Origin of the sequence: Pseudomonas sp. AF03-9, assembly GCF_020515815.1 — a bacterium.
Lineage (GTDB): Bacteria > Pseudomonadota > Gammaproteobacteria > Pseudomonadales > Pseudomonadaceae > Aquipseudomonas.
The window spans coordinates 666,705-687,366 of sequence record NZ_JAHPJF010000001.1; the positions used below are offsets into that span (position 1 = coordinate 666,705).

Annotated in this window: 17 protein-coding genes; 7 read left to right on the forward strand and 10 right to left on the reverse strand. The window is 60.4% G+C overall.

Annotation, left to right across the window (positions count from 1 at the left end):
- The gene (rpmH, locus tag LIY36_RS03030) at window positions 1-135 is read right to left on the reverse strand and encodes a 50S ribosomal protein L34 (protein WP_003213577.1); all 135 of its coding nucleotides are present in this window, start codon (window positions 133-135) and stop codon (window positions 1-3) included.
- A gap of 586 nt (window positions 136-721) precedes the next feature.
- Here rpmH and dnaA point away from each other — a divergent pair.
- From dnaA to gyrB, 4 genes are read left to right on the forward strand one after another with little or no spacing between them, the layout of a single operon-like run.
- Window positions 722-2,233, forward strand: coding sequence for a chromosomal replication initiator protein DnaA (gene dnaA / locus LIY36_RS03035; protein WP_192298135.1), 1,512 nt, complete (start codon window positions 722-724; stop codon window positions 2,231-2,233).
- A gap of 38 nt (window positions 2,234-2,271) precedes the next feature.
- Complete coding sequence (dnaN, locus tag LIY36_RS03040; RefSeq protein ID WP_122485322.1) at window positions 2,272-3,375, forward strand: DNA polymerase III subunit beta; 1,104 nt, start codon at window positions 2,272-2,274, stop codon at window positions 3,373-3,375.
- 10 nt (window positions 3,376-3,385) lie between these two features.
- The gene (gene recF, locus LIY36_RS03045; RefSeq protein ID WP_101265038.1) at window positions 3,386-4,489 is read left to right on the forward strand and encodes a DNA replication/repair protein RecF; all 1,104 of its coding nucleotides are present in this window, start codon (window positions 3,386-3,388) and stop codon (window positions 4,487-4,489) included.
- A gap of 4 nt (window positions 4,490-4,493) precedes the next feature.
- A complete protein-coding gene (gene gyrB, locus LIY36_RS03050) occupies window positions 4,494-6,911 on the forward strand; it encodes a DNA topoisomerase (ATP-hydrolyzing) subunit B (RefSeq protein ID WP_192298136.1) in 2,418 nt (805 codons plus the stop codon).
- Between the two features lie 102 nt (window positions 6,912-7,013).
- On the opposite strand, the gene LIY36_RS03055 is transcribed toward gyrB, so the two are convergent.
- On the reverse strand, window positions 7,014-7,736 hold the full coding sequence (locus tag LIY36_RS03055) for a response regulator transcription factor (RefSeq protein WP_226454761.1): 723 nt from the start codon (window positions 7,734-7,736) through the stop codon (window positions 7,014-7,016).
- 351 nt (window positions 7,737-8,087) lie between these two features.
- On the opposite strand from LIY36_RS03055, the gene LIY36_RS03060 reads away from it, so the two are divergent.
- Window positions 8,088-10,370, forward strand: a complete 2,283-nt coding sequence (locus tag LIY36_RS03060; RefSeq protein WP_226454762.1) for a CHASE2 and HATPase_c domain-containing protein — start codon at window positions 8,088-8,090, stop codon at window positions 10,368-10,370.
- Window positions 10,371-10,551: 181 nt separating this feature from the next.
- Here LIY36_RS03060 and LIY36_RS03065 read toward each other — a convergent pair whose 3' ends face one another.
- The 4 genes from LIY36_RS03065 to glyQ form a co-directional block, all read right to left on the reverse strand.
- Window positions 10,552-11,322, reverse strand: coding sequence for a lysophospholipid acyltransferase family protein (locus LIY36_RS03065; RefSeq protein ID WP_226454763.1), 771 nt, complete (start codon window positions 11,320-11,322; stop codon window positions 10,552-10,554).
- 82 nt (window positions 11,323-11,404) lie between these two features.
- Window positions 11,405-11,944: a D-glycero-beta-D-manno-heptose 1,7-bisphosphate 7-phosphatase gene (gene gmhB, locus LIY36_RS03070; protein WP_173670281.1), complete on the reverse strand. Its 540-nt coding sequence runs from the start codon at window positions 11,942-11,944 to the stop codon at window positions 11,405-11,407.
- Entirely contained in the window at window positions 11,944-13,998 is a 2,055-nt protein-coding gene (gene glyS, locus LIY36_RS03075; protein ID WP_124527032.1) for a glycine--tRNA ligase subunit beta, read from the reverse strand. The genes gmhB and glyS overlap by 1 nt, the downstream gene beginning before the upstream one ends.
- Window positions 13,995-14,948, reverse strand: coding sequence for a glycine--tRNA ligase subunit alpha (gene glyQ / locus LIY36_RS03080; RefSeq protein WP_003187265.1), 954 nt, complete (start codon window positions 14,946-14,948; stop codon window positions 13,995-13,997). Before glyQ ends, glyS begins: the two co-directional genes overlap by 4 nt.
- A gap of 81 nt (window positions 14,949-15,029) precedes the next feature.
- Between glyQ and LIY36_RS03085 the strand changes: the two genes are divergently transcribed.
- Together LIY36_RS03085 and LIY36_RS03090 are read left to right on the forward strand one after the other, a co-directional pair.
- A complete protein-coding gene (locus LIY36_RS03085) occupies window positions 15,030-15,587 on the forward strand; it encodes a DNA-3-methyladenine glycosylase I (RefSeq protein ID WP_226454764.1) in 558 nt (185 codons plus the stop codon).
- Between the two features lie 40 nt (window positions 15,588-15,627).
- The gene (locus tag LIY36_RS03090; RefSeq protein WP_192298142.1) at window positions 15,628-16,515 is read left to right on the forward strand and encodes a lysophospholipid acyltransferase; all 888 of its coding nucleotides are present in this window, start codon (window positions 15,628-15,630) and stop codon (window positions 16,513-16,515) included.
- 130 nt (window positions 16,516-16,645) lie between these two features.
- Here the strand turns inward: LIY36_RS03090 and LIY36_RS03095 are convergent, their stop codons facing one another.
- From LIY36_RS03095 to fmt, 4 genes are read right to left on the reverse strand one after another with little or no spacing between them, the layout of a single operon-like run.
- Window positions 16,646-16,957: a tetratricopeptide repeat protein gene (locus LIY36_RS03095; RefSeq protein WP_192298143.1), complete on the reverse strand. Its 312-nt coding sequence runs from the start codon at window positions 16,955-16,957 to the stop codon at window positions 16,646-16,648.
- Between the two features lie 18 nt (window positions 16,958-16,975).
- Window positions 16,976-18,349: a Trk system potassium transporter TrkA gene (trkA, locus tag LIY36_RS03100; RefSeq protein ID WP_192298144.1), complete on the reverse strand. Its 1,374-nt coding sequence runs from the start codon at window positions 18,347-18,349 to the stop codon at window positions 16,976-16,978.
- 23 nt (window positions 18,350-18,372) lie between these two features.
- On the reverse strand, window positions 18,373-19,683 hold the full coding sequence (gene rsmB, locus LIY36_RS03105; protein WP_226454765.1) for a 16S rRNA (cytosine(967)-C(5))-methyltransferase RsmB: 1,311 nt from the start codon (window positions 19,681-19,683) through the stop codon (window positions 18,373-18,375).
- Window positions 19,680-20,630 carry a methionyl-tRNA formyltransferase gene (gene fmt / locus LIY36_RS03110; RefSeq protein WP_226454766.1) on the reverse strand — a complete coding sequence of 317 codons (951 nt, stop codon included), beginning with the start codon at window positions 20,628-20,630 and terminating at the stop codon, window positions 19,680-19,682. The genes rsmB and fmt overlap by 4 nt, the downstream gene beginning before the upstream one ends.
- Window positions 20,631-20,662: the final 32 nt, after the last annotated feature.

Genomic DNA, 20,662 nt, shown 5'->3' on the forward strand with positions numbered 1-20,662 from the left:
TCAAACTGCCAGACGTGCACGACCTTTGGCGCGACGACGCGACAGGACAGCACGGCCGTTCTTGGTAGCCATGCGAGCACGGAAACCGTGGGTGCGGGCGCGTTTGATGGTGCTTGGTTGGAAAGTACGTTTCATGGCGTTGTTACCTGGTTCGTCCACAACGGGCCGGAATGGCCCCCGTTTTAAGAGACCGGCGATTCTAGAGAAAGCAAGCCTCTAGGTCAATTTCCAACCAGCTTTTCCTTCAATTAGATCTCTATAGGCCAATTCGCCGTTTCTTGTTCGCCAGGCGTTCATGAGCAATGCCATAGATATAAAAATAAAGAAGGAAGTTATTTAAAGCTTTTCTGTAAAGCTTATAAAAGCTAGGCACGCCATCCTCTGTGGATAACTGCCTCAAGGCCATATTCCACCTGATGTACAGAGAATGACAACACGGGGGAGAAACTGGGCTCTGCCTGTGCTGCACTGTCGGATAAGCTGTGGGTGGAATGGGTTGTTATCCACAGGCCAGTTACCCACAGACTTTCGCCCCCACTTGTACAACGAGCTTAGGCACGCTTATCCACAGAGCTTATGCACAGACCATTGGTCGCATTTTTTGTGCTTAACACGTTGATTTTGGCTGCCCTGTGCGCAACCTACATGTGGATAAGTGGGCGGCTCGCCGCTACAATGGCGGCTGTTTTTGCCTCACCGGCTTTCAACTTAGGGGATATCCGTGTCAGTGGAACTTTGGCAGCAGTGCGTGGAGCTTTTGCGCGAGGAGCTGCCTGCCCAGCAATTCAACACCTGGATCCGTCCGCTACAAGTCGAAGCCGAAGGCGACGAGTTGCGTGTCTACGCACCCAATCGTTTTGTTCTCGACTGGGTCAACGAGAAGTACCTGGGCCGCGTTCTCGAATTGCTCGACGAACATGGCAACGGTGTTGCCCCTGTGCTCTCCTTATTAATAGGAAGCAAGCGCAGCTCCGCGCCTCGCGCTGCACCGAATGCGCCGTTGGCTGCCGCTGCCTCGCAAGCCCAGGCCGTGACGGCACCGCCGGCGCCAGCGCCAGCTCCCGCGCCATCCAAGGCTTCCGCGCAGAAAAGCGCGCCGGAGAACGAAGAGCCGTCACGCGACAGCTTCGACCCGATGGCCGGTGCCAGCTCCCAGCAAGCACCGGTTCGCGCCGAACAGCGCACCGTGCAAGTTGAAGGCGCGCTCAAGCACACCAGCTACCTGAACCGCACCTTCACCTTCGAGAACTTTGTCGAAGGTAAATCCAACCAGCTGGCCCGAGCGGCCGCCTGGCAGGTCGCCGATAACCCCAAGCATGGTTACAACCCGCTCTTCCTTTATGGCGGCGTCGGCTTGGGTAAGACTCACTTGATGCACGCTGTGGGTAACCACCTATTAAAGAAGAACCCGAATGCCAAGGTTGTGTACCTGCACTCGGAGCGCTTCGTGGCTGACATGGTCAAGGCCTTGCAGCTAAACGCCATCAACGAGTTCAAGCGGTTCTACCGTTCCGTTGATGCCTTGCTGATCGATGACATTCAATTCTTCGCACGCAAGGAACGTTCACAGGAAGAGTTTTTCCACACCTTCAACGCCCTGCTCGAAGGCGGCCAACAGGTCATCCTGACCAGTGACCGCTATCCAAAGGAAATCGAAGGCCTGGAAGAACGCTTGAAGTCGCGCTTCGGCTGGGGTCTGACCGTTGCGGTAGAGCCGCCGGAACTGGAAACCCGCGTCGCGATCCTGATGAAAAAGGCCGACCAGGCGAAAGTCGACCTGCCCCACGATGCAGCGTTCTTCATTGCCCAGCGCATTCGCTCCAACGTGCGTGAGCTGGAAGGCGCACTCAAGCGGGTTATCGCGCACTCGCACTTCATGGGTCGCGACATCACCATCGAGCTGATTCGCGAGTCCCTGAAAGACCTGCTGGCCCTGCAAGACAAATTGGTGAGTGTGGATAACATCCAACGCACTGTTGCCGAATACTACAAAATCAAGATTTCCGACCTGTTGTCCAAGCGCCGCTCGCGCTCGGTGGCACGTCCACGGCAAGTGGCCATGGCGCTCTCCAAGGAGCTGACCAACCACAGCCTGCCGGAAATCGGCGATGTATTTGGCGGTCGTGACCACACCACCGTGTTGCACGCGTGCCGCAAAATCAACGAACTCAAGGAATCCGACGCGGATATTCGCGAGGACTACAAGAACCTGCTGCGTACACTGACCACTTGATGACACCAGCGCAGCTTATTAAGGCAAGGGACTAGACCATGCATTTCACCATTCAACGCGAAGCCCTGTTGAAACCCCTGCAACTGGTCGCAGGCGTCGTCGAGCGCCGACAGACCTTGCCGGTGCTTTCCAACGTATTGCTGGTGGTCGAAGGCCAGCAATTGTCCCTGACTGGTACCGACCTTGAAGTCGAACTGGTCGGTCGTGTGCAGTTGGAAGAGCCTGCCGAACCTGGCGAGATCACCGTTCCAGCGCGCAAGCTGATGGACATCTGCAAGAGCCTGCCGAACGACGCGCTGATCGACATCAAGGTTGATGAAGCCAAGTTGGTGGTCAAGGCTGGTCGTAGCCGCTTCACCCTGTCGACCTTGCCAGCCAATGACTTCCCAACCGTGGAAGAAGGCCCGGGGTCGCTGACCTGCAGCCTGGAGCAGAGCAAGCTGCGTCGATTGATCGAGCGCACCAGCTTCGCCATGGCGCAACAGGACGTGCGTTACTACCTCAACGGCATGCTGCTGGAAGTATCCGAAGGCATCATCCGTGCCGTAGCCACCGACGGCCATCGCCTGGCCATGTGCTCGATGAAAGCCGACATCGGCCAGCCGGACCGTCATCAGGTCATCGTGCCGCGCAAGGGTATCCTCGAACTGGCGCGTCTGCTCACTGAGCCGGATGGCAATGTCAGCATCGTGTTGGGCCAACACCACATCCGCGCGACCACCGGCGAGTTCACCTTTACCTCCAAGCTGGTTGACGGCAAGTTCCCGGATTACGAGCGCGTACTGCCCAAGGGCGGTGACAAATTGGTGCTCGGCGACCGCCAGGCGTTGCGTGAAGCCTTCAGCCGCACCGCGATTCTTTCCAACGAAAAGTACCGTGGTATCCGTCTGCAACTGGCCAACGGTCAGCTGAAAATCCAGGCCAACAACCCGGAGCAGGAAGAAGCCGAGGAAGAAGTGGGCGTCGACTACAACGGCGGTTCCCTGGAGATCGGCTTCAACGTGAGCTACTTGCTGGACGTGCTGGGGGTGATGACCACTGAACAGGTTCGCCTGATTCTGTCGGACTCCAACAGCAGTGCCCTTGTTCAGGAATCCGACAACGACGACTCGGCTTACGTTGTTATGCCGATGCGCCTGTAATAGAAGCTAGATGTCCCTCAGTCGCGTCTCGGTCACCGCGGTGCGCAATCTGCACCCGGTGACCTTCTCCCCCTCCCCCCGCATCAATATCCTCCACGGCGCCAACGGCAGTGGCAAAACCAGCGTGCTGGAAGCCATCCACTTGCTGGGGCTTGCCCGTTCCTTTCGCAGTGCCCGCCTGTTGCCGGTGATCCAATACGAGCAACTGGCCTGCACGGTATTTGGCCAAGTCGAATTGGCTGAAGGGGGACATAGCGCCTTGGGCATATCCCGTGATCGCGGTGGTGAGTTTCAAATCCGTATTGATGGTCAAAATGCGCGTAGCGCAGCACAGCTGGCGGAAATCCTGCCGCTGCAATTGATCAACCCAGACAGCTTCCGTTTGCTGGAAGGTGCGCCAAAAATCCGCAGGCAGTTCCTCGATTGGGGAGTGTTCCACGTGGAACCGCGTTTTATGGCCACCTGGCAGCGCTTGCAGAAGGCCCTGCGGCAGCGGAACTCATGGCTGCGGCATGGTACACTTGACGCCGCTTCGCAAGCGGCCTGGGACCGGGAACTGTGCCTGGCCAGCGACGAAATTGATGAATACCGCCGCGCCTATATCAAAGCCTTGAAACCAGTCTTTGAGCAGACCTTGAGTGAGTTGTTGGATCTCGAAGGGCTGACGCTGAGCTACTACCGTGGCTGGGATAAAGAGCGAGAACTGAGTGCCGTACTCGCGACGTCCTTGCAGCGGGACCAGCAAATTGGCCATACCCAGGCCGGCCCCCAACGTGCCGATTTGCGCCTTAGATTAGGCGCTCATAATGCCGCAGACATCTTGTCCCGTGGCCAGCAGAAGTTGGTGGTGTGCGCGCTGCGTATCGCCCAGGGGCATTTGGTTAGCCAAGCCCGACGCGGTCAGTGTATTTATCTGGTGGATGACTTGCCGTCTGAACTCGACGAGCAGCATCGCCGCGCGCTATGCCGCTTGTTGGAAGACTTACGCTGCCAGGTGTTTATCACCTGTGTAGACCACGAATTATTGAGGGAAGGCTGGCAGACGGAAACGCCAGTCGCTTTGTTCCACGTGGAACAGGGCCGTATCACCCAGACCCACGACCATCGGGAGTGAAGGCATGAGCGAAGAAAACACGTACGACTCGACCAGCATTAAAGTGCTGAAAGGTTTGGATGCCGTACGCAAACGTCCCGGTATGTACATTGGCGACACCGATGATGGTAGCGGTCTGCACCACATGGTGTTCGAGGTGGTCGATAACTCCATCGACGAAGCGCTGGCCGGTCACTGCGACGACATCAGCATTATCATCCACCCGGATGAATCCATCACCGTACGCGACAATGGTCGCGGCATTCCGGTCGATGTGCATAAAGAAGAAGGCGTTTCGGCGGCAGAGGTCATCATGACCGTGCTCCACGCCGGCGGTAAGTTCGATGACAACTCCTACAAAGTATCCGGCGGTTTGCACGGTGTAGGCGTATCCGTAGTGAACGCACTGTCCGAAGAACTGATCCTGACCGTTCGCCGCAGCGGCAAGATCTGGGAACAGACCTACATCCACGGCGTTCCGAAAGAACCGATGAAAATTGTCGGCGACAGCGAAACCACTGGTACGCAGATCCACTTCAAGCCATCGGCTGAAACCTTCAAGAATATCCACTTCAGCTGGGACATCCTGGCCAAGCGTATTCGTGAACTGTCCTTCCTCAACTCCGGTGTGGGTATCGTCCTCAAGGATGAGCGCAGCGGCAAGGAAGAGCTGTTCAAGTACGAAGGCGGCCTGCGTGCGTTCGTTGAATACCTGAACACCAACAAGACTGCGGTCAACCAGGTGTTCCACTTCAACATCCAGCGCGAAGACGGCATCGGCGTGGAAATCGCCCTGCAGTGGAACGACAGCTTCAACGAGAACCTGTTGTGCTTCACCAACAACATTCCACAGCGCGACGGCGGTACTCACCTGGTTGGTTTCCGTTCCGCACTGACGCGTAACCTGAACACCTACATCGAAGCCGAAGGCTTGGCCAAAAAGCATAAAGTTGCCACTACCGGTGACGATGCCCGTGAAGGCCTGACCGCGATTATCTCGGTAAAAGTGCCGGACCCTAAGTTCAGCTCCCAGACCAAAGACAAGCTGGTGTCTTCCGAAGTGAAGACCGCAGTGGAACAGGAGATGGGCAAGTACTTCTCCGACTTCCTGCTGGAGAACCCGAACGAAGCCAAGCTGGTCGTCGGCAAGATGATCGACGCAGCACGTGCCCGTGAAGCCGCGCGTAAGGCCCGTGAGATGACCCGCCGCAAAGGCGCGCTGGACATCGCCGGCCTGCCGGGCAAACTGGCGGACTGCCAGGAGAAGGACCCTGCCCTCTCCGAACTGTATCTGGTGGAAGGTGACTCTGCTGGCGGTTCCGCCAAGCAGGGTCGTAACCGTCGCACCCAGGCCATCCTGCCGTTGAAGGGTAAGATCCTCAACGTCGAGAAAGCCCGTTTTGACAAGATGATTTCTTCCCAGGAAGTCGGCACCTTGATCACGGCATTGGGCTGCGGTATTGGCCGTGATGAGTACAACATCGACAAGTTGCGCTACCACAACATCATCATCATGACCGATGCTGACGTCGACGGTTCGCACATCCGCACGCTGCTGCTGACCTTCTTCTTCCGTCAGTTGCCGGAGCTGATCGAGCGCGGCTACATCTACATCGCCCAGCCGCCGTTGTACAAAGTGAAAAAGGGCAAGCAAGAGCAATACATCAAAGACGACGACGCCATGGAAGAGTACATGACGCAGTCGGCCCTGGAAGATGCCAGCTTGCACCTGAACGACGAAGCCCCGGGCATCTCCGGTGAGGCGCTGGAGCGCCTGGTCAACGACTTCCGCATGGTGATGAAGACCCTCAAGCGTTTGTCGCGCCTGTACCCTCAGGAACTGACCGAGCACTTCATCTACCTGCCAGCCGTTAGCCTGGAACAGCTGGGCGATCACGCAGCGATGCAGGATTGGCTGGCCCAGTACGAAGTGCGTCTGCGCACTGTCGAGAAGTCTGGCCTGGTCTACAAGGCCAGCCTGCGCGAAGACCGTGAGCGTAACGTCTGGTTGCCAGAGGTCGAACTGATCTCCCACGGCCTGTCGAACTACGTCACCTTCAACCGCGACTTCTTCGGCAGCAACGACTACAAAACCGTGGTCACACTGGGCGCGCAACTGAGCACCCTGCTGGACGATGGCGCATACATTCAGCGTGGCGAACGCAAGAAGGCAGTCAAGGAATTCAAAGAAGCCCTCGACTGGCTGATGGCCGAAAGCACCAAGCGTCACACTATCCAGCGATACAAAGGTCTGGGCGAAATGAACCCGGATCAGCTGTGGGAAACCACCATGGACCCAAGCCAGCGTCGCATGTTGCGCGTGACCATCGAAGACGCCATTGGCGCAGACCAGATCTTCAACACCCTGATGGGTGATGCGGTCGAACCTCGCCGTGACTTCATCGAAAGCAACGCATTGGCGGTTTCCAACCTGGATTTCTGATCCAGGCTACCGCTAAACCAAAAAGGCCAACGCTATGCGTTGGCCTTTTTTATTGGGTAAAACTACGGTTTTTAAAATGCTCCACGTGGAACATCCCAACTTTCAACCCTGTGAAGTTGCCGCCACACTCTCCAACCGATACCCATACCCATAGATCGTCAACAGCTGCCAACCCCTGTCTGCCGTGAGCCCCAGCTTGTTGCGCAGTCGGTAGATATGCGTATCCAAGGGTCGCGACGACACCATCTCTTCATGGGTCCAAAACCGCTCATACAGGTACTCTCGGGACAGAGGCCGCGCCAGGTTGGCAAACAGGCAACTGGCCAGGCGGTATTCGCGTTCCGTGAGGTTGATCGGTTTACCCGCGCGGGTCACGGTCAATTCGGCGTCATCAAAGGTCAGATCGTTGAAGCTCTGCACTTCATTGGCCGCAGATTTTTGCAGGCCATGGCGACGTAGAACTGCACTTACCCGTGCCTTCAGCTCATTGGGCCGAAACGGCTTGCTGACGTAATCATCGGCGCCACTGTTCAGCGCGGTGACGATGTCGCTCTCGGCATCCCGGCTGGTGAGCATGATGACGGCGGGTGGCGACTCCATGTGTTCACGGGTCCAGCGCAACAGGGCAATGCCGGAGATGTCCGGGAGCTGCCAGTCGAGGATCAGCAGGTCAAAAGTTTCCCGACGCAATTGGCGCAGCAGGTCCTCACCGCGCTCGAAGCAATGCAGGGTCCAAGGCTGTTCGGCGGTGCTGGGGATTTGTCGCAGTGTCTGTTCCAACCGACGCAGCTCGGCGGGCTCGTCATCCAGTATTGCGACACGCATGGGTAGTCCTTTTTTGTGGAGAGTACGGCAGTCGTCTGAGGGTACGTACTGCGCAGATGCCAGCCGTTGAATCTGAAGAATTGTGCCTGGATTCATCGACCCCTTGGATCTCTCGGTACGCTGAGATCAGTGGGCGGTTAAACCCATGAACACCCTCGGTACCAATGTGGGAAAGATACCGACTCCCGACCGTAAGGAAAAGGATCAGCCGACGCGTGAGCTGCCGTAAACTCCTGTGCGTCGATGTCGGATGCCTTTCCTTATGAACACCCAGCACTGGAACTGTTCCAACCTGCCGAAAATGAGCTTCACTGGCTTTACCACCCATCAACCACACAGGCGCGCTGACCTATGATGCTCTGGGGCAAGCCCGAGAAACGCCAACCCACCCATGCCCAGCGCTTGTTCCACGGCCTGGTGCGCGAGTGGTTATGGATTGGTTTGCTGCTGCTGCCCATCACCGCCTACCTGTCGTTGAGCCCCGGTCTGGCCTTGAACAACCCGCTCTACGACAGCCTGCGCCGCCTCGCACCGTTGCCAGTAGACCCCCGCATTCTGCTGGTGACCATCGACGGCCCGAGTCTCAAAAAACTAGGCCAGTGGCCCTGGCCGCGCAGTTTGCATGCCGATCTCATTGATCGCTTGAGCGCCGCCCAGCCGGCCGCGATTCTGTTCGATGTGATCTTCAGCGAGCCCGCTGACCCCACCCATGACAAACGCCTGGCCGACGCGGTCTGCAACGCCGGCAACGTCTTGCTGCCGCTGGTGCGTGAAGGTCCGGGGGGCTACAGCCAACCAGGGCCGCAAATGCTACCGCTGCTCAAATGCGCCAAGGGGCTGGGGCACATTAACGTCGAGGCGGACAGCGACGGTGTGGTGCGCAACCTGTACCTGCGTGAAGGCCCGGTGGGCGCGAAGGTGCCGCAACTGGCCTGGCTGGCGTACACAATGAGCACTCCTGAACCCGGGCCTATGCCGGGAACGTCCCACGGGAAGATCACCGAACAATGGCATCGCGAACACGGCATCCGCATCCCGTTTATCGCGACCGACAGTCATTTCCCGAGTGTGTCTTACGCCAGCGTGTTACGGGGTGAAGTGGCCCCCGAGCTACTGCGTGATCGTCTGATACTGGTCGGCGCGACCGCGTCCGGCATGGGGGATCGTTTTGTCACGCCCATTTCCGCCACTGTCGGCACCACGGCGGGTGTGGAGGTGCAGGCGAATGTGCTCAACGGCCTGCTGCAGGGTCGCAGCATTGTTGATCTGCCCGGCTGGCTGGCGGCACTGATGGCGTCCTCCCTGGTGGCCTTGCTGCTGGGTTTGCTGCTCTATCGCCCCCGCTACGCGCTGTGGATGACCTTAGGCTGCATGGCCACCGCGTTGATCACTGCGTGGGCCTTGTTGCGCCTGGGCCACTGGTGGTCACCAGCCGCATGCCTGATCGGTTTGCTGCTCAGCTACCTGATCTGGAACTGGCGGCGCCTGAGCGTGATCCTCGCCTACTTCGGCTGGGAATTGGCCCGCCTGGACAACGAGCCCAAAGTGCTGCCCGAACGCCGCCGAGCGCCTGCCAGCAAAGGCGATGTGTTGCAGGGCCGTATCTTCGCCCTGGAACAAGCTGTAAGCCGCACGCGTGATACCCGGCGCTTCATGGCCGATGGCTTGGAGTGCCTGCCGGTGGCGACGCTGATTACCGATCCCAGGGGCAATATCCTGCTGGCCAACCGCATCGCCCGAGAAGTGTTCGGCAATGATCTGGTCGCCGACAACCTGCTGGAGCAACTGGCCGACCTGGGTTATCCACCCCTGCACAATGGCGTGCGCCCTGCCCTCTCGGCGCTGGAACTGGTTGAGTTCCGGGACATCCGCCAGCGTAGCCTGCGCATGGAGCTGGCGCCTCTGCTGCCGGCTGAAGGCGACGTGGCGCTTGGCTGGTTGCTGAGCCTGACGGACCTGAGCAAGGAACGTGAAGCCCAGCAGCATCGCGAAACCATGCTGCGCTTTCTTTCCCACGACCTGCGTGCGCCCCACTCCGCGATCCTCGCGTTGCTGGATGTGCATGGCAGCGAGTCGCCGGTGTTTGCCCAGGTCGAGCAGCAGGTACGCCGGGCATTGAGCCTTACCGAATCTTTCGTGCAGTTGGCAAAGGCCGAGGCGGACGGTTACCAGTTCCAGCCGACGCTGTTTGCCATGCTGGTGATGGACGCGTTTGACCAAGTGGCGTTGATTGCCCAGCTCAAGGGTATTCACCTGGTGCACGATCTGGACGAAGCCGACGAGGGCATGGTGTCAGCCGATCAATCGCTGCTGACCCGCGCGTTGTTCAACGTGTTGGAAAACGCCATCAAGTATTCGCCCTCAGGAACAACCGTCAGGTTGCGCCACCACACCGCGCAGGGCTGGTTGGAATGCCGCATCAGCGACCAGGGCGCCGGTATCGCCGCCGAGGACTTTCCGGAGTTGTTCAGCCAATACCGCCGCTTTGAGTCGGCTCAGGGCAGCGAGGGCTTGGGGTTGGGGCTGACCATGGTCAAGGCCGTCGTGGAGCGCCATGGTGGGCGGATCAACTGCGAAAGCACGCTGGGCAAGGGCACCACGTTCAGCCTGCAATTGCCGTTGCTGGACGACTGAAAAACGTATTTTTCGTTGTGCATAAAAAACCGGTCACAAGGACCGGTTTTTTTATACGGGGAAAAACTTATGCACCTTTTTCCGGATTTTATGCGCTCGGGAAATATGTAAGTAAATCAGGTTGTTATGAAGCAAAAATGCCAATTCGCCAACAATCCGTGCACAGGTTATCCACAGATGCTCACGCCACCGGCGTCTCCACCACAACCGGCTCTGGCGGCAGCGAACCCATGGCGCGTTGCTGAGCCTCATTCCACGCCGCAGCACGGTCATTCAGCGCAGCGATAGCCCGTGGGCCTTCGCCTTCGGCGTACATCGGCTCACCGATCACCACGGTGATGGTGCCCGCACGCTTGGCCCAACCTTCCTTGGGCCAGAACTTGCCGGCGTTGTGCGCAATCGGCAACACCGGCAGTTGGGCGTTGACCGCCAATGCCGTACCGCCCCGGGAGAACTTACCCACGGTACCAAACGGCACCCGCGTACCTTCCGGGAAGATCAGCACCCACACGCCGTCCTTGAGCAGCTCGTCGCCCTTCTTGGCCACGTGCTTGAGTGCGGCCTTGGGGTTGTCACGGTCGATCGCGATCGGACGCAACATGGCCATGGCCCAGCCGAAGAACGGCACGTACAGCAGTTCGCGCTTGAGCACCTGGCTCAGGGGCGAGAAGTACGCAGAGAGGAAGAACGTCTCCCAGGTACTCTGGTGGTTCGACAGAATCACGCAGGGCTGGTCCGGGACGTTTTCAGCGCCTTTGACTTCGAAGTGAATGCCCAGGAACACCTTGGACAGCCACAACGCACAGCGGCACCAATAAACGTTGATAAAGCGATAGCGCGCCTTGAACGGCAAAAACGGCGCAATAAAAAAGCTCAGGGTGCACCAGAGAAACGAACTGGTGCCCAGCAGCAGGTAAAAGAAAAAGGTTCTGATGGCCTGCAAGATCGACATGGCGGCATTTACCGTTGCGGGGCATGGCCCGCCTGTTAAAAGCGCACTCCCGAACACTCCTTGGTCAGGAAGTCGAGGGCGGCTAGTTGTTGATAAGTTCTGCGGCAACCGCCGCCAGATCGTCAAAAATCAAGGTGCCCACCGGCAGGTTTTTCGCCTGGGTCTTTTCGCCTTTCCCGGTCTTAACCAAAACTGGCTGAGAGTCGACGGCTTTGGCCGCCTCCAGGTCACCGAGGCTGTCCCCGACGAACCATATCCCAGCCAGTGGCACCTTGTAATGTTCTGCAATGATTTTCAACATGCCAGGCTTGGGCTTGCGGCAATCGCAGCCCTCGTCCGGCCCGTGGGGGCAGTAGACCACCAGCCCCACCTCACCGCCCTGCTCGGCCACCAGCGTGCGCAAGCGCGCATGCATGGCGTCCAGGGTGGCGATGTCGTAGTAACCGCGAGCGATGCCGGACTGGTTGGTGGCGATGGCCACGGTCCAGCCGGCTTTGCTCAACTGCGCGATGGCCTCGATCGAACCGGGCAGTGGAATCCACTCCGCCACCGACTTGATGTAAGCGTCGGAGTCGTAATTGATCACCCCGTCCCGATCGAGAATCAGCAGTTTCAACATGATCAGCTCAGCGTCGAGATGTCGGCGATATTGACGAACAGACCGCGCAGACGCGCCAGCATGGCGTAGCGGTTTTTACGCACACCTGCATCTTCGGCATTGATCATCACAGCCTCGAAGAACGCATCTACCGGGTCGCGCAAGGTCGCCAGGCGCGCCAGGGCTTCGGCGTAGTTGCGTTCGGCGATCAGCGGCTTCACCGCAGTTTCTGCCTTGGCAATGGCCGAGTTCAGCGAGAACTCCTTGGCGTCGGCAAACAGGCCAGGATCGACGTCTGCATTGCCCAGGCCTTCGGCCTTGCTCAGCAGGTTCGACACACGCTTGTTCACGGCGGCCAGGGCGTCGGCTTCCGGCAACTTGCGGAAGGCCTGCACGGCTTGTACGCGCTGGTCGAAATCCAGCGCCGAACCCGGTTGCAGGGCACGCACTGCCAGGTACACCGACACGTCCACGCCTTCGTCTTCGTAACGCGCACGCAGGCGGTCGAACACGAACTCCAGCACTTGCTCGGCCAGGCCGGCTTGCTTGACCTTGGCGCCGAACTGGCCGACGGCGAACACCACGGCCTGGGTCAGGTCGAGGTCCAGTTTCTTGTCGATCAGGATACGCAGCACGCCCAGGGCCGCACGGCGCAGGGCATACGGGTCTTTGCTACCGGTAGGCAACATGCCGATACCGAAGATGCCGACCAGGGTGTCCAGCTTGTCAGCGATGGCCACGGCCGCACCGGTCAAGGTGCTTGGCAACTCGGCACCGGCACCGCGCGGCATGTACTGCTCGTTCAGGGCCAGGGCCACATCGTCCGGCTCGCCGTCGTTGAGGGCGTAGTAGTAGCCGGCAACGCCTTGCATCTCTGGGAACTCGCCGACCATTTCGGTGGCCAGGTCGCACTTGGAGAGCAGGCCGGCACGTGCGGCCCAGGCGGAATCACCACCGATGCGCGGCGCAATGTAGGCAGCCAGCTTGGATACGCGCACGGCCTTGTCGTAGACGCTGCCGAGTTTTTCCTGGAACACCACGTTCTGCAGGCGCAGGTTGAAGTCTTCCAGCTTCTGCTTCTTGTCTTGCTTGAAGAAGAACTCGGCGTCGGTCAGGCGCGGGCGCACGACTTTCTCGTTACCGGCGATGATCTGCTGCGGGTCCTTGCTCTCGATGTTGGCCACGGTGATAAAGCGCGGCAGCAACTTGCCGTCCACATCCAGCAGGCAGAAATACTTCTGGTTGTCCTGCATGGTGGTGATCAGGGCTTCTTGCGGCACATCGAGGAAACGTTCTTCGAACGAGCACACCAGCGGCACCGGCCATTCCACCAGGGCGGTCACTTCGTCGAGCAGGCTTGGCGGCACGATGGCGGTGCCTTCCTGCAGGCGCGCCAGTTCTTCGGTGCGCTTGCTGATCAGCTCGCGACGCTCGTTGGCGTCGGCCAGCACGTAGGCTGCACGCAGGTCGGCGGCATAGTTGGCCGGCGACGTGATGCGTACCGCTTCTGGATGGTGGAAGCGATGGCCACGGGACTCACGACCGGCCTTCTGGGCAAGGATGGTGCAATCGATGACCTGGTCACCGAGCAGCATCACCAGCCATTGGGTCGGACGCACGAACTCTTCCTTGCGTGCACCCCAGCGCATGCGCTTGGGGATCGGCAGGTCGTTCAGGGAATCTTCAACGATGGTCGGCAACAGGCTGGCGGTCGGCTTGCCGGTGATGACCTGGCTGAAGCGTAGCTTCGGGCCGCTCTGGTCGATCTCGCTCAGCTCGACGCCACACTTCTTGGCGAAGCCCAGTGCGGCTTGAGTCGGGTTGCCTTCAGCATCAAAAGCCGCCTGGCGCGGTGGGCCGTCGAGGTTGATGCTGCGGTCCGGCTGCTGGGTTTCCAGCGCGGTCAGCAACACCGCCAGGCGACGTGGCGCGGCGTAGACTTTTTTCGCGGCGAACTTCAGGCCAGCGCTGTGCAGGCCTTTTTCGATACCGGCCAGGAACGCGTCGGCCAGGGTGTTGAGTGCCTTCGGTGGCAGCTCTTCGGTGCCCAGTTCAACCAGGAAATCTTGAGCACTCATTGTGCAGCCTCCAGCTTAGCCAACACTTCATCACGCAGGTCCGGGGTAGCCATCGGGAAGCCCAGCTTGGCGCGAGCCAGCAGGTAGGCTTGGGCGACGGAACGCGCCAGGGTGCGCACACGCAGGATGTATTGCTGACGCGCAGTCACTGAGATCGCCCGGCGCGCATCCAGCAGGTTGAAGGTGTGGGACGCCTTCAACACCATTTCATAGCTTGGCAACGGCAGCGGCTGGTCGAGTTCGATCAGGCGCTTGGCTTCGCTTTCATAGAAGTCGAACAGTTCGAACAGCTTGTCGACGTTGGCGTGTTCGAAGTTGTAAGTGGATTGCTCCACTTCGTTCTGGTGGAACACGTCGCCGTAGGTCACCTTGCCGAACGGGCCGTCAGCCCAGACCAGGTCGTAGACCGAGTCCACGCCTTGCAGGTACATGGCCAGGCGCTCCAGGCCGTAGGTGATTTCGCCGGTGACCGGGTAGCACTCGATGCCACCGGCCTGCTGGAAGTAGGTGAACTGCGTGACTTCCATGCCGTTGAGCCAGACTTCCCAGCCCAGGCCCCAGGCGCCCAGGGTCGGCGATTCCCAGTTGTCTTCGACGAAGCGGATGTCGTGGACCAGCGGGTCCAGGCCGACATGCTTGAGCGAGCCCAGGTACAGTTCCTGGAAGTTGTCCGGGTTCGGCTTCAGTACCACCTGGAACTGGTAGTAGTGCTGCAGACGGTTCGGGTTCTCGCCGTAGCGGCCGTCAGTCGGGCGACGACTGGGCTGCACATAAGCGGCGTTCCAGGTTTCCGGGCCGATGGCCCGCAGGAATGTTGCGGTGTGGAAAGTGCCGGCGCCTACTTCCATATCGTAGGGCTGAAGTACCACACAACCTTGCTCGGCCCAGTACTGCTGGAGGGCGAGGATCAAGTCTTGGAAGGTACGCACGGCTGGCGTAGGCTGGCTCACGAAATTCACCTGTTACTTGGGCTGCGATTTAAAGAGCGGGAGTATACCCGATTCGGCCCTGCCACCACTCCCTGGAGCCTTATGCCACGCTGCTTTTGGTGTTCTGAAGATCCGCTGTACATGGCTTATCACGATCAGGAGTGGGGAACGCCGCTGCGCGATGCGCAGGGTTTGTTCGAGTTGCTTTTACTCGAAGGGTTCCAGGCAGGCCTTTCCTGGATCACCGTTTTACGCAAACGCGAGCATTATCGAAAGGTCTTGTTCGGTTTTGATGCCCAGCGCCTCGCGCGGCTGAGCGATGCCGAAATCGAAGCGTTGATGTTGGCCCCGGGCATCGTGCGCAATCGCCTCAAGCTCAACGCCACCCGGCACAATGCCGCGGCCTGGCTGGCGCTGGAAGACCCGGTGGGGTTGCTCTGGTCGTTTGTCGGCGGCGCGCCCAAGGTCAATCACTTCAAGGACCGCAGCGAAGTCCCGGCGATCACCCCCGAGGCGCAGGCCATGAGCAAAGCGCTGAAAAAGGCCGGTTTCACCTTTGTCGGCCCGACCATTTGCTACGCGTTCATGCAGGCGTCCGGCATGGTCATGGACCACACCCAGGACTGCGACCGTTACGCGGACTTGGCCAACGCCGGTTAGAATGCCCGCTTTGCGCACCACACACGATCAGGAGTGACCTGTGGAAAAGTTAAAAGGCGCCTTGCTGGTAGGGGCTCTGCGGTTGTTCGCCCTGCTGCCCTGGCGCGCTGTCCAGGCCGTCGGCACCGCGATTGGCTGGATCATGTGGAAAACCCCCAACCGCTCTCGCGACACCGTGCGGATCAACCTCTCCAAGTGCTTCCCGGACATGGACCCGGCCGCCCGCGAGCGTCTGGTCGGCCAGAGCTTGATGGACATCGGCAAGTCTCTGACAGAAAGCGCCTGCGCCTGGATCTGGCCGGCCCAGCGTTCGATTGACCTGGTCCGCGAAGTCGAAGGCCTCGACGTGCTGCATGAAGCCCTGGCGTCGGGCAAAGGCGTGGTCGGCATCACCAGCCACCTGGGCAACTGGGAAGTGTTGAACCACTTCTATTGCAGCCAGTGCAAACCGATCATTTTCTACCGTCCGCCCAAGCTCAAGGCGGTGGATGAACTGCTGCGCAAACAACGCGTGCAATTGGGCAACCGTGTGGCGGCGTCGACCAAGGAAGGCATCCTCAGTGTGATCAAGGAGGTGCGCCGGGGTGGCCAGGTGGGCATTCCTGCCGACCCTGAGCCGGCTGAATCCGCCGGGATCTTCGTGCCGTTCTTCGCCACCCAGGCGCTGACCAGCAAGTTCGTGCCGAACATGCTTGCCGGCCACAAGGCCGTGGGCGTCTTCCTGCATGCCCTGCGGCTGCCGGACGGTTCGGGTTACAAAGTGATTCTGGAAGCGGCACCGGAGGACATGTACAGCACCGACACCGCCACGTCCTGTGCGGCGATGAGCAAGGTGGTGGAGCGGTATGTCGGCGCTTATCCGAGCCAGTACATGTGGAGCATGAAACGCTTCAAGAAGCGCCCGCCGGGTGAGGAGCGGTGGTACTGACTAGCCGCTGACCTCTCTGCCAATGGAGGTCGAATGTGGGAGCTGGCTTGCCTGCGATAGCATCACCTCGGTGTAACTGACAGACCGAGTTGCCAGCATCGCAGGCAAGCCAGCTCCCACAGGAATTACTTCAGGCCTGGCGGTCGAGTTTTTTCAGGAACACCGTCATTTCTTTCTCCGCCTGCTTATCGCCATGGGCCTGGGCCGCTTCTATCCCCTTCTCCCATGCCTGTCGTGCGGCAGCTGAATCACCTGATCCAGCCTGCGCCTTGCCCAACAGCTTCCACGCCGCCGAATACTTCGGATCGAACTCGACGCATTTCTGCAAATGCTCCGCCGCCTTGGCGTTGTCCTTCAAATCCAGATACCCCTTGCCCAAACCGAAGCGCAGCAACGAGTTATCCACACCCTTGGCGAGCATTTTTTCCAGGGATTCGAGCATGTTGGTCACTCCGTCAAATCAGAAAAAACTTAGCCCCACGTGGAACAGTTTCTCCACATCGCGGATATGTTTTTTATCCACCAGGAACAGGATTACATGGTCCCCGGTCTCGATCACCGTATCGTCGTGGGCAATGATCACCTCTTCATCGCGAATAATCGCGCCGATGGTGGTACCCGGCGGCAGGCCGATATCGCGGATGGCCTTGCCGATCACCTTGCTCGATTTTGCATCGCCGTGGGCAATCGCCTCGATCGCCTCCGCCGCGCCTCGGCGCAGGGAGTGCACGCTGACGATGTCGCCGCGGCGCACGTGGGCGAGCAAGGTGCCGATGGTCGCCAGTTGCGGGCTGATGGCGATGTCGATGTCGCCGCCCTGGATCAGGTCGACGTAGGCCGGGTTGTTGATGATCGTCATCACCTTCTTTGCCCCCAGCCGCTTGGCCAGCAGCGACGACATGATGTTGGCCTCGTCGTCGTTGGTCAGGGCCAGGAAGATGTCGGCGTCGGCGATGTTCTCTTCCATCAACAGGTCGCGGTCCGAGGCGCTGCCTTGCAGGACGACGGTGCTGTCGAGGGTGTCGGACAAATGCCGGCAACGCGCCGGACTCATCTCGATGATCTTGACCTGATAGCGGCTTTCGATCGCCTCGGCCAAGCGCTCGCCAATCTGCCCACCACCGGCGATGACGATGCGTTTGTAACTCTCATCGAGCCGACGCATTTCGCTCATGACTGCACGAATATTCGCCTTGGCGGCGATGAAAAACACCTCGTCGTCGGCCTCGATCACCGTATCGCCCTGGGGCAAAATCGGCCGGTCGCGCCGGAAGATCGCGGCGACGCGGGTCTCCACGTTCGGCATGTGCTCCCGTAACTGGCGCAGTTGCTGGCCCACCAGCGGCCCGCCGTAGTACGCCTTCACCGCCACCAATTGCGCCTTGCCTTCGGCGAAGTCGATCACCTGCAAGGCCCCCGGGATCTCGATCAGGCGCTTGATGTAATGGGTCACCACTTGTTCCGGGCTGATCAGCACGTCCACCGGGATTGCGTCGTTGTCGAACAGGCCGGCGCGGGTCAGGTAGGCGGCTTCGCGCACGCGGGCGATCTTGGTCGGAGTGTGGAACAGGGTGTGGGCAACCTGGCACGCGACCATGTTGGTCTCGTCGCTGTTGGTCACCGCCACCAGCATGTCGGCGTCGTCGGCACCGGCCTGGCGCAGCACCGTCGGGAACGACGCACGGCCTTGCACGGTGCGGATGTCGAGGCGGTCGCCAAGGTTGCGCAGGCGTTCGCTGTCGGTGTCGACCACGGTGATGTCGTTGGCTTCGCTGGCCAAATGCTCGGCCAGCGTGCCGCCGACCTGCCCTGCCCCGAGGATGATGATTTTCATCCGGTCACTCCCTTAAACCCGTTTCAGCCGCGCGCGGCGGCGATCTTGATCAGTTTGGCGTAGTAGAAGCCATCGTGTCCGCCTTCTTGCGCCAGCAACTGGCGGCCGTGGGGCTGCTTGATGCCAGCCGATGTGGCGAGGTCCAGCTCCCGTGCACCGCTGGTGCGGGCGAGGAAGGCTTCGATCACTTCGGTATTCTCCGTCGGCAAGGTGGAGCAAGTGGCGTAGAGCAGGATGCCGCCGACTTCCAGGGTTGGCCACAGGGCGTCGAGCAACTCGCCTTGCAGCACGGCCAGGGCGGCGATGTCGTCGGGTTGGCGGGTGAGCTTGATGTCCGGATGGCGGCGGATCACGCCGGTGGCGGAGCACGGTGCGTCGAGCAGGATGCGCTGGAAGGGTTTGCCGTCCCACCAGCTGGCGGTATCGCGGCCGTCGGCAGCGATCAACTCGGCGCTGAGACCCAGGCGGGCGAGGTTTTCACGCACACGTACCAGGCGCTTGGCCTCCAGGTCGACGGCGACTACACCGGCGAGGTCTTTTTCGACCTCCAGGATGTGGCATGTCTTACCGCCAGGCGCGCAGCAGGCGTCGAGTACACGCTGTCCCGGTGCGAGGTCGAGTAGGTCGGCGGCCAGTTGCGCCGCTTCGTCCTGCACGCTGATCCAGCCGTCGACAAAGCCCGGCAGGCCGCGCACATCGGTAGCCGCTTCGAGCACGATGCCGTCGACGCTGTACACGCACGGCGTGGCGGTGATGCCGGCGGCCGTGAGCAATTGCAGGTAGGCGTCACGGCTGTGATGGCGGCGGTTGACCCGCAGGATCATCGGCGGGTGCGCATTGTTGGCGGCGCAAATGGCTTCCCACTGCTCTGGCCAGAACGCCTTCAGGGACTTTTGCAGCCAGCGCGGGTGGGCGGTGCGCACCACCGGGTCATGCTCCAACTCGGCCAGCAGCGCTTCGCTTTCACGCTGGGCGCGGCGCAGCACCGCATTGAGCAGGGCCTTGGCCCAGGGCTTTTTCAGCTTGTCGGCGCACCCGACCGTCTCGCCGATGGCGGCGTGGGCCGGCACGCGGGTGTAGAGCAACTGATAGAGGCCGACCAGCAGCAGTGCTTGCACATCCGCGTCCGCTGCCTTGAACGGCTTTTGCAGCAACTTGGCCGCCAGCGCCGACAAGCGCGGCTGCCAGCGGGCAGTGCCAAAGGCCAGGTCCTGGGTGAAACCGCGATCACGGTCTTCGACTTTATCCATCTGCGTAGGCAGCGAACTGTTCAGCGAAGCCTTGCCGTTGAGGACAGCGGCGAGCGCCTTGGCGGCGGCCAGACGTGGGTTCATTGCGCAGCCCCGAGGACGGTGCCAAGGGCAAATTTCTCACGACGGCTGTTGAACAAGTCGCTGAAATTCAACGCCTTGCCACCAGGCAATTGCAGACGGGTCAGACACAACGCCTGCTCCCCGCAAGCGACCAGCAGGCCGTCCTTGCTGGCGCCGATGATTTCACCGGGGGCGCCTTTACCGTCGGCCAAGCTCGCAGCCAGCACTTTCAGGGCTTCGCCGTTGAGGGTGCTGTGGCAGATCGGCCACGGGTTGAAGGCACGCACCAGGCGCTCCAGTTCTACGGCGGGGCGGCTCCAGTCGATGCGCGCTTCGTCTTTGTTCAGCTTGTGGGCGTAGGTGGCCAGGCTGTCGTCCTGCACTTCACCGTCCAGAGTGCCGGCAGCGAGGCCGGCGATGGCCTGGAGTACGGCGGGCGGGCCCAGTTCGGCGAGGCGGTCGTGCAGGCTGCCGCCGGTGTCCTGGGCGGTGATCGGGGTGGCGACCTTGAGTAGCATCGGGCCGGTGTCCAGGCCCAACTCCATGCGCATCACGGTCACGCCGCTTTCGCTGTCGCCCGCTTCAACGGCACGCTGGATCGGCGCCGCACCGCGCCAGCGTGGCAGCAGCGAGGCGTGGCTGTTGATGCAGCCCAGGCGCGGAATATCCAGCACCACTTGCGGCAGGATCAAGCCGTAGGCCACCACCACCAGCAGGTCCGGCTGCAACGCGGCCAGCTCGGCCTGGGCTTCGGCATTACGCAGGGTCGGCGGTTGCAGCACAGGAATGTTGTGCTCAAGCGCCAGTTGCTTGACCGGGCTCGGCATCAGTTTTTGCCCGCGACCGGCCGGGCGATCCGGCTGGGTGTACACCGCGACGATGTCGTAAGGGCTGGCAAGCAGGGCCTTGAGGTGTTCGGCGGCAAATTCGGGAGTGCCGGCAAAAACAATGCGCAGTGGCTCGGTCATGGGAGGTCTCGGTTAAAAGCAGTCACAAAAGA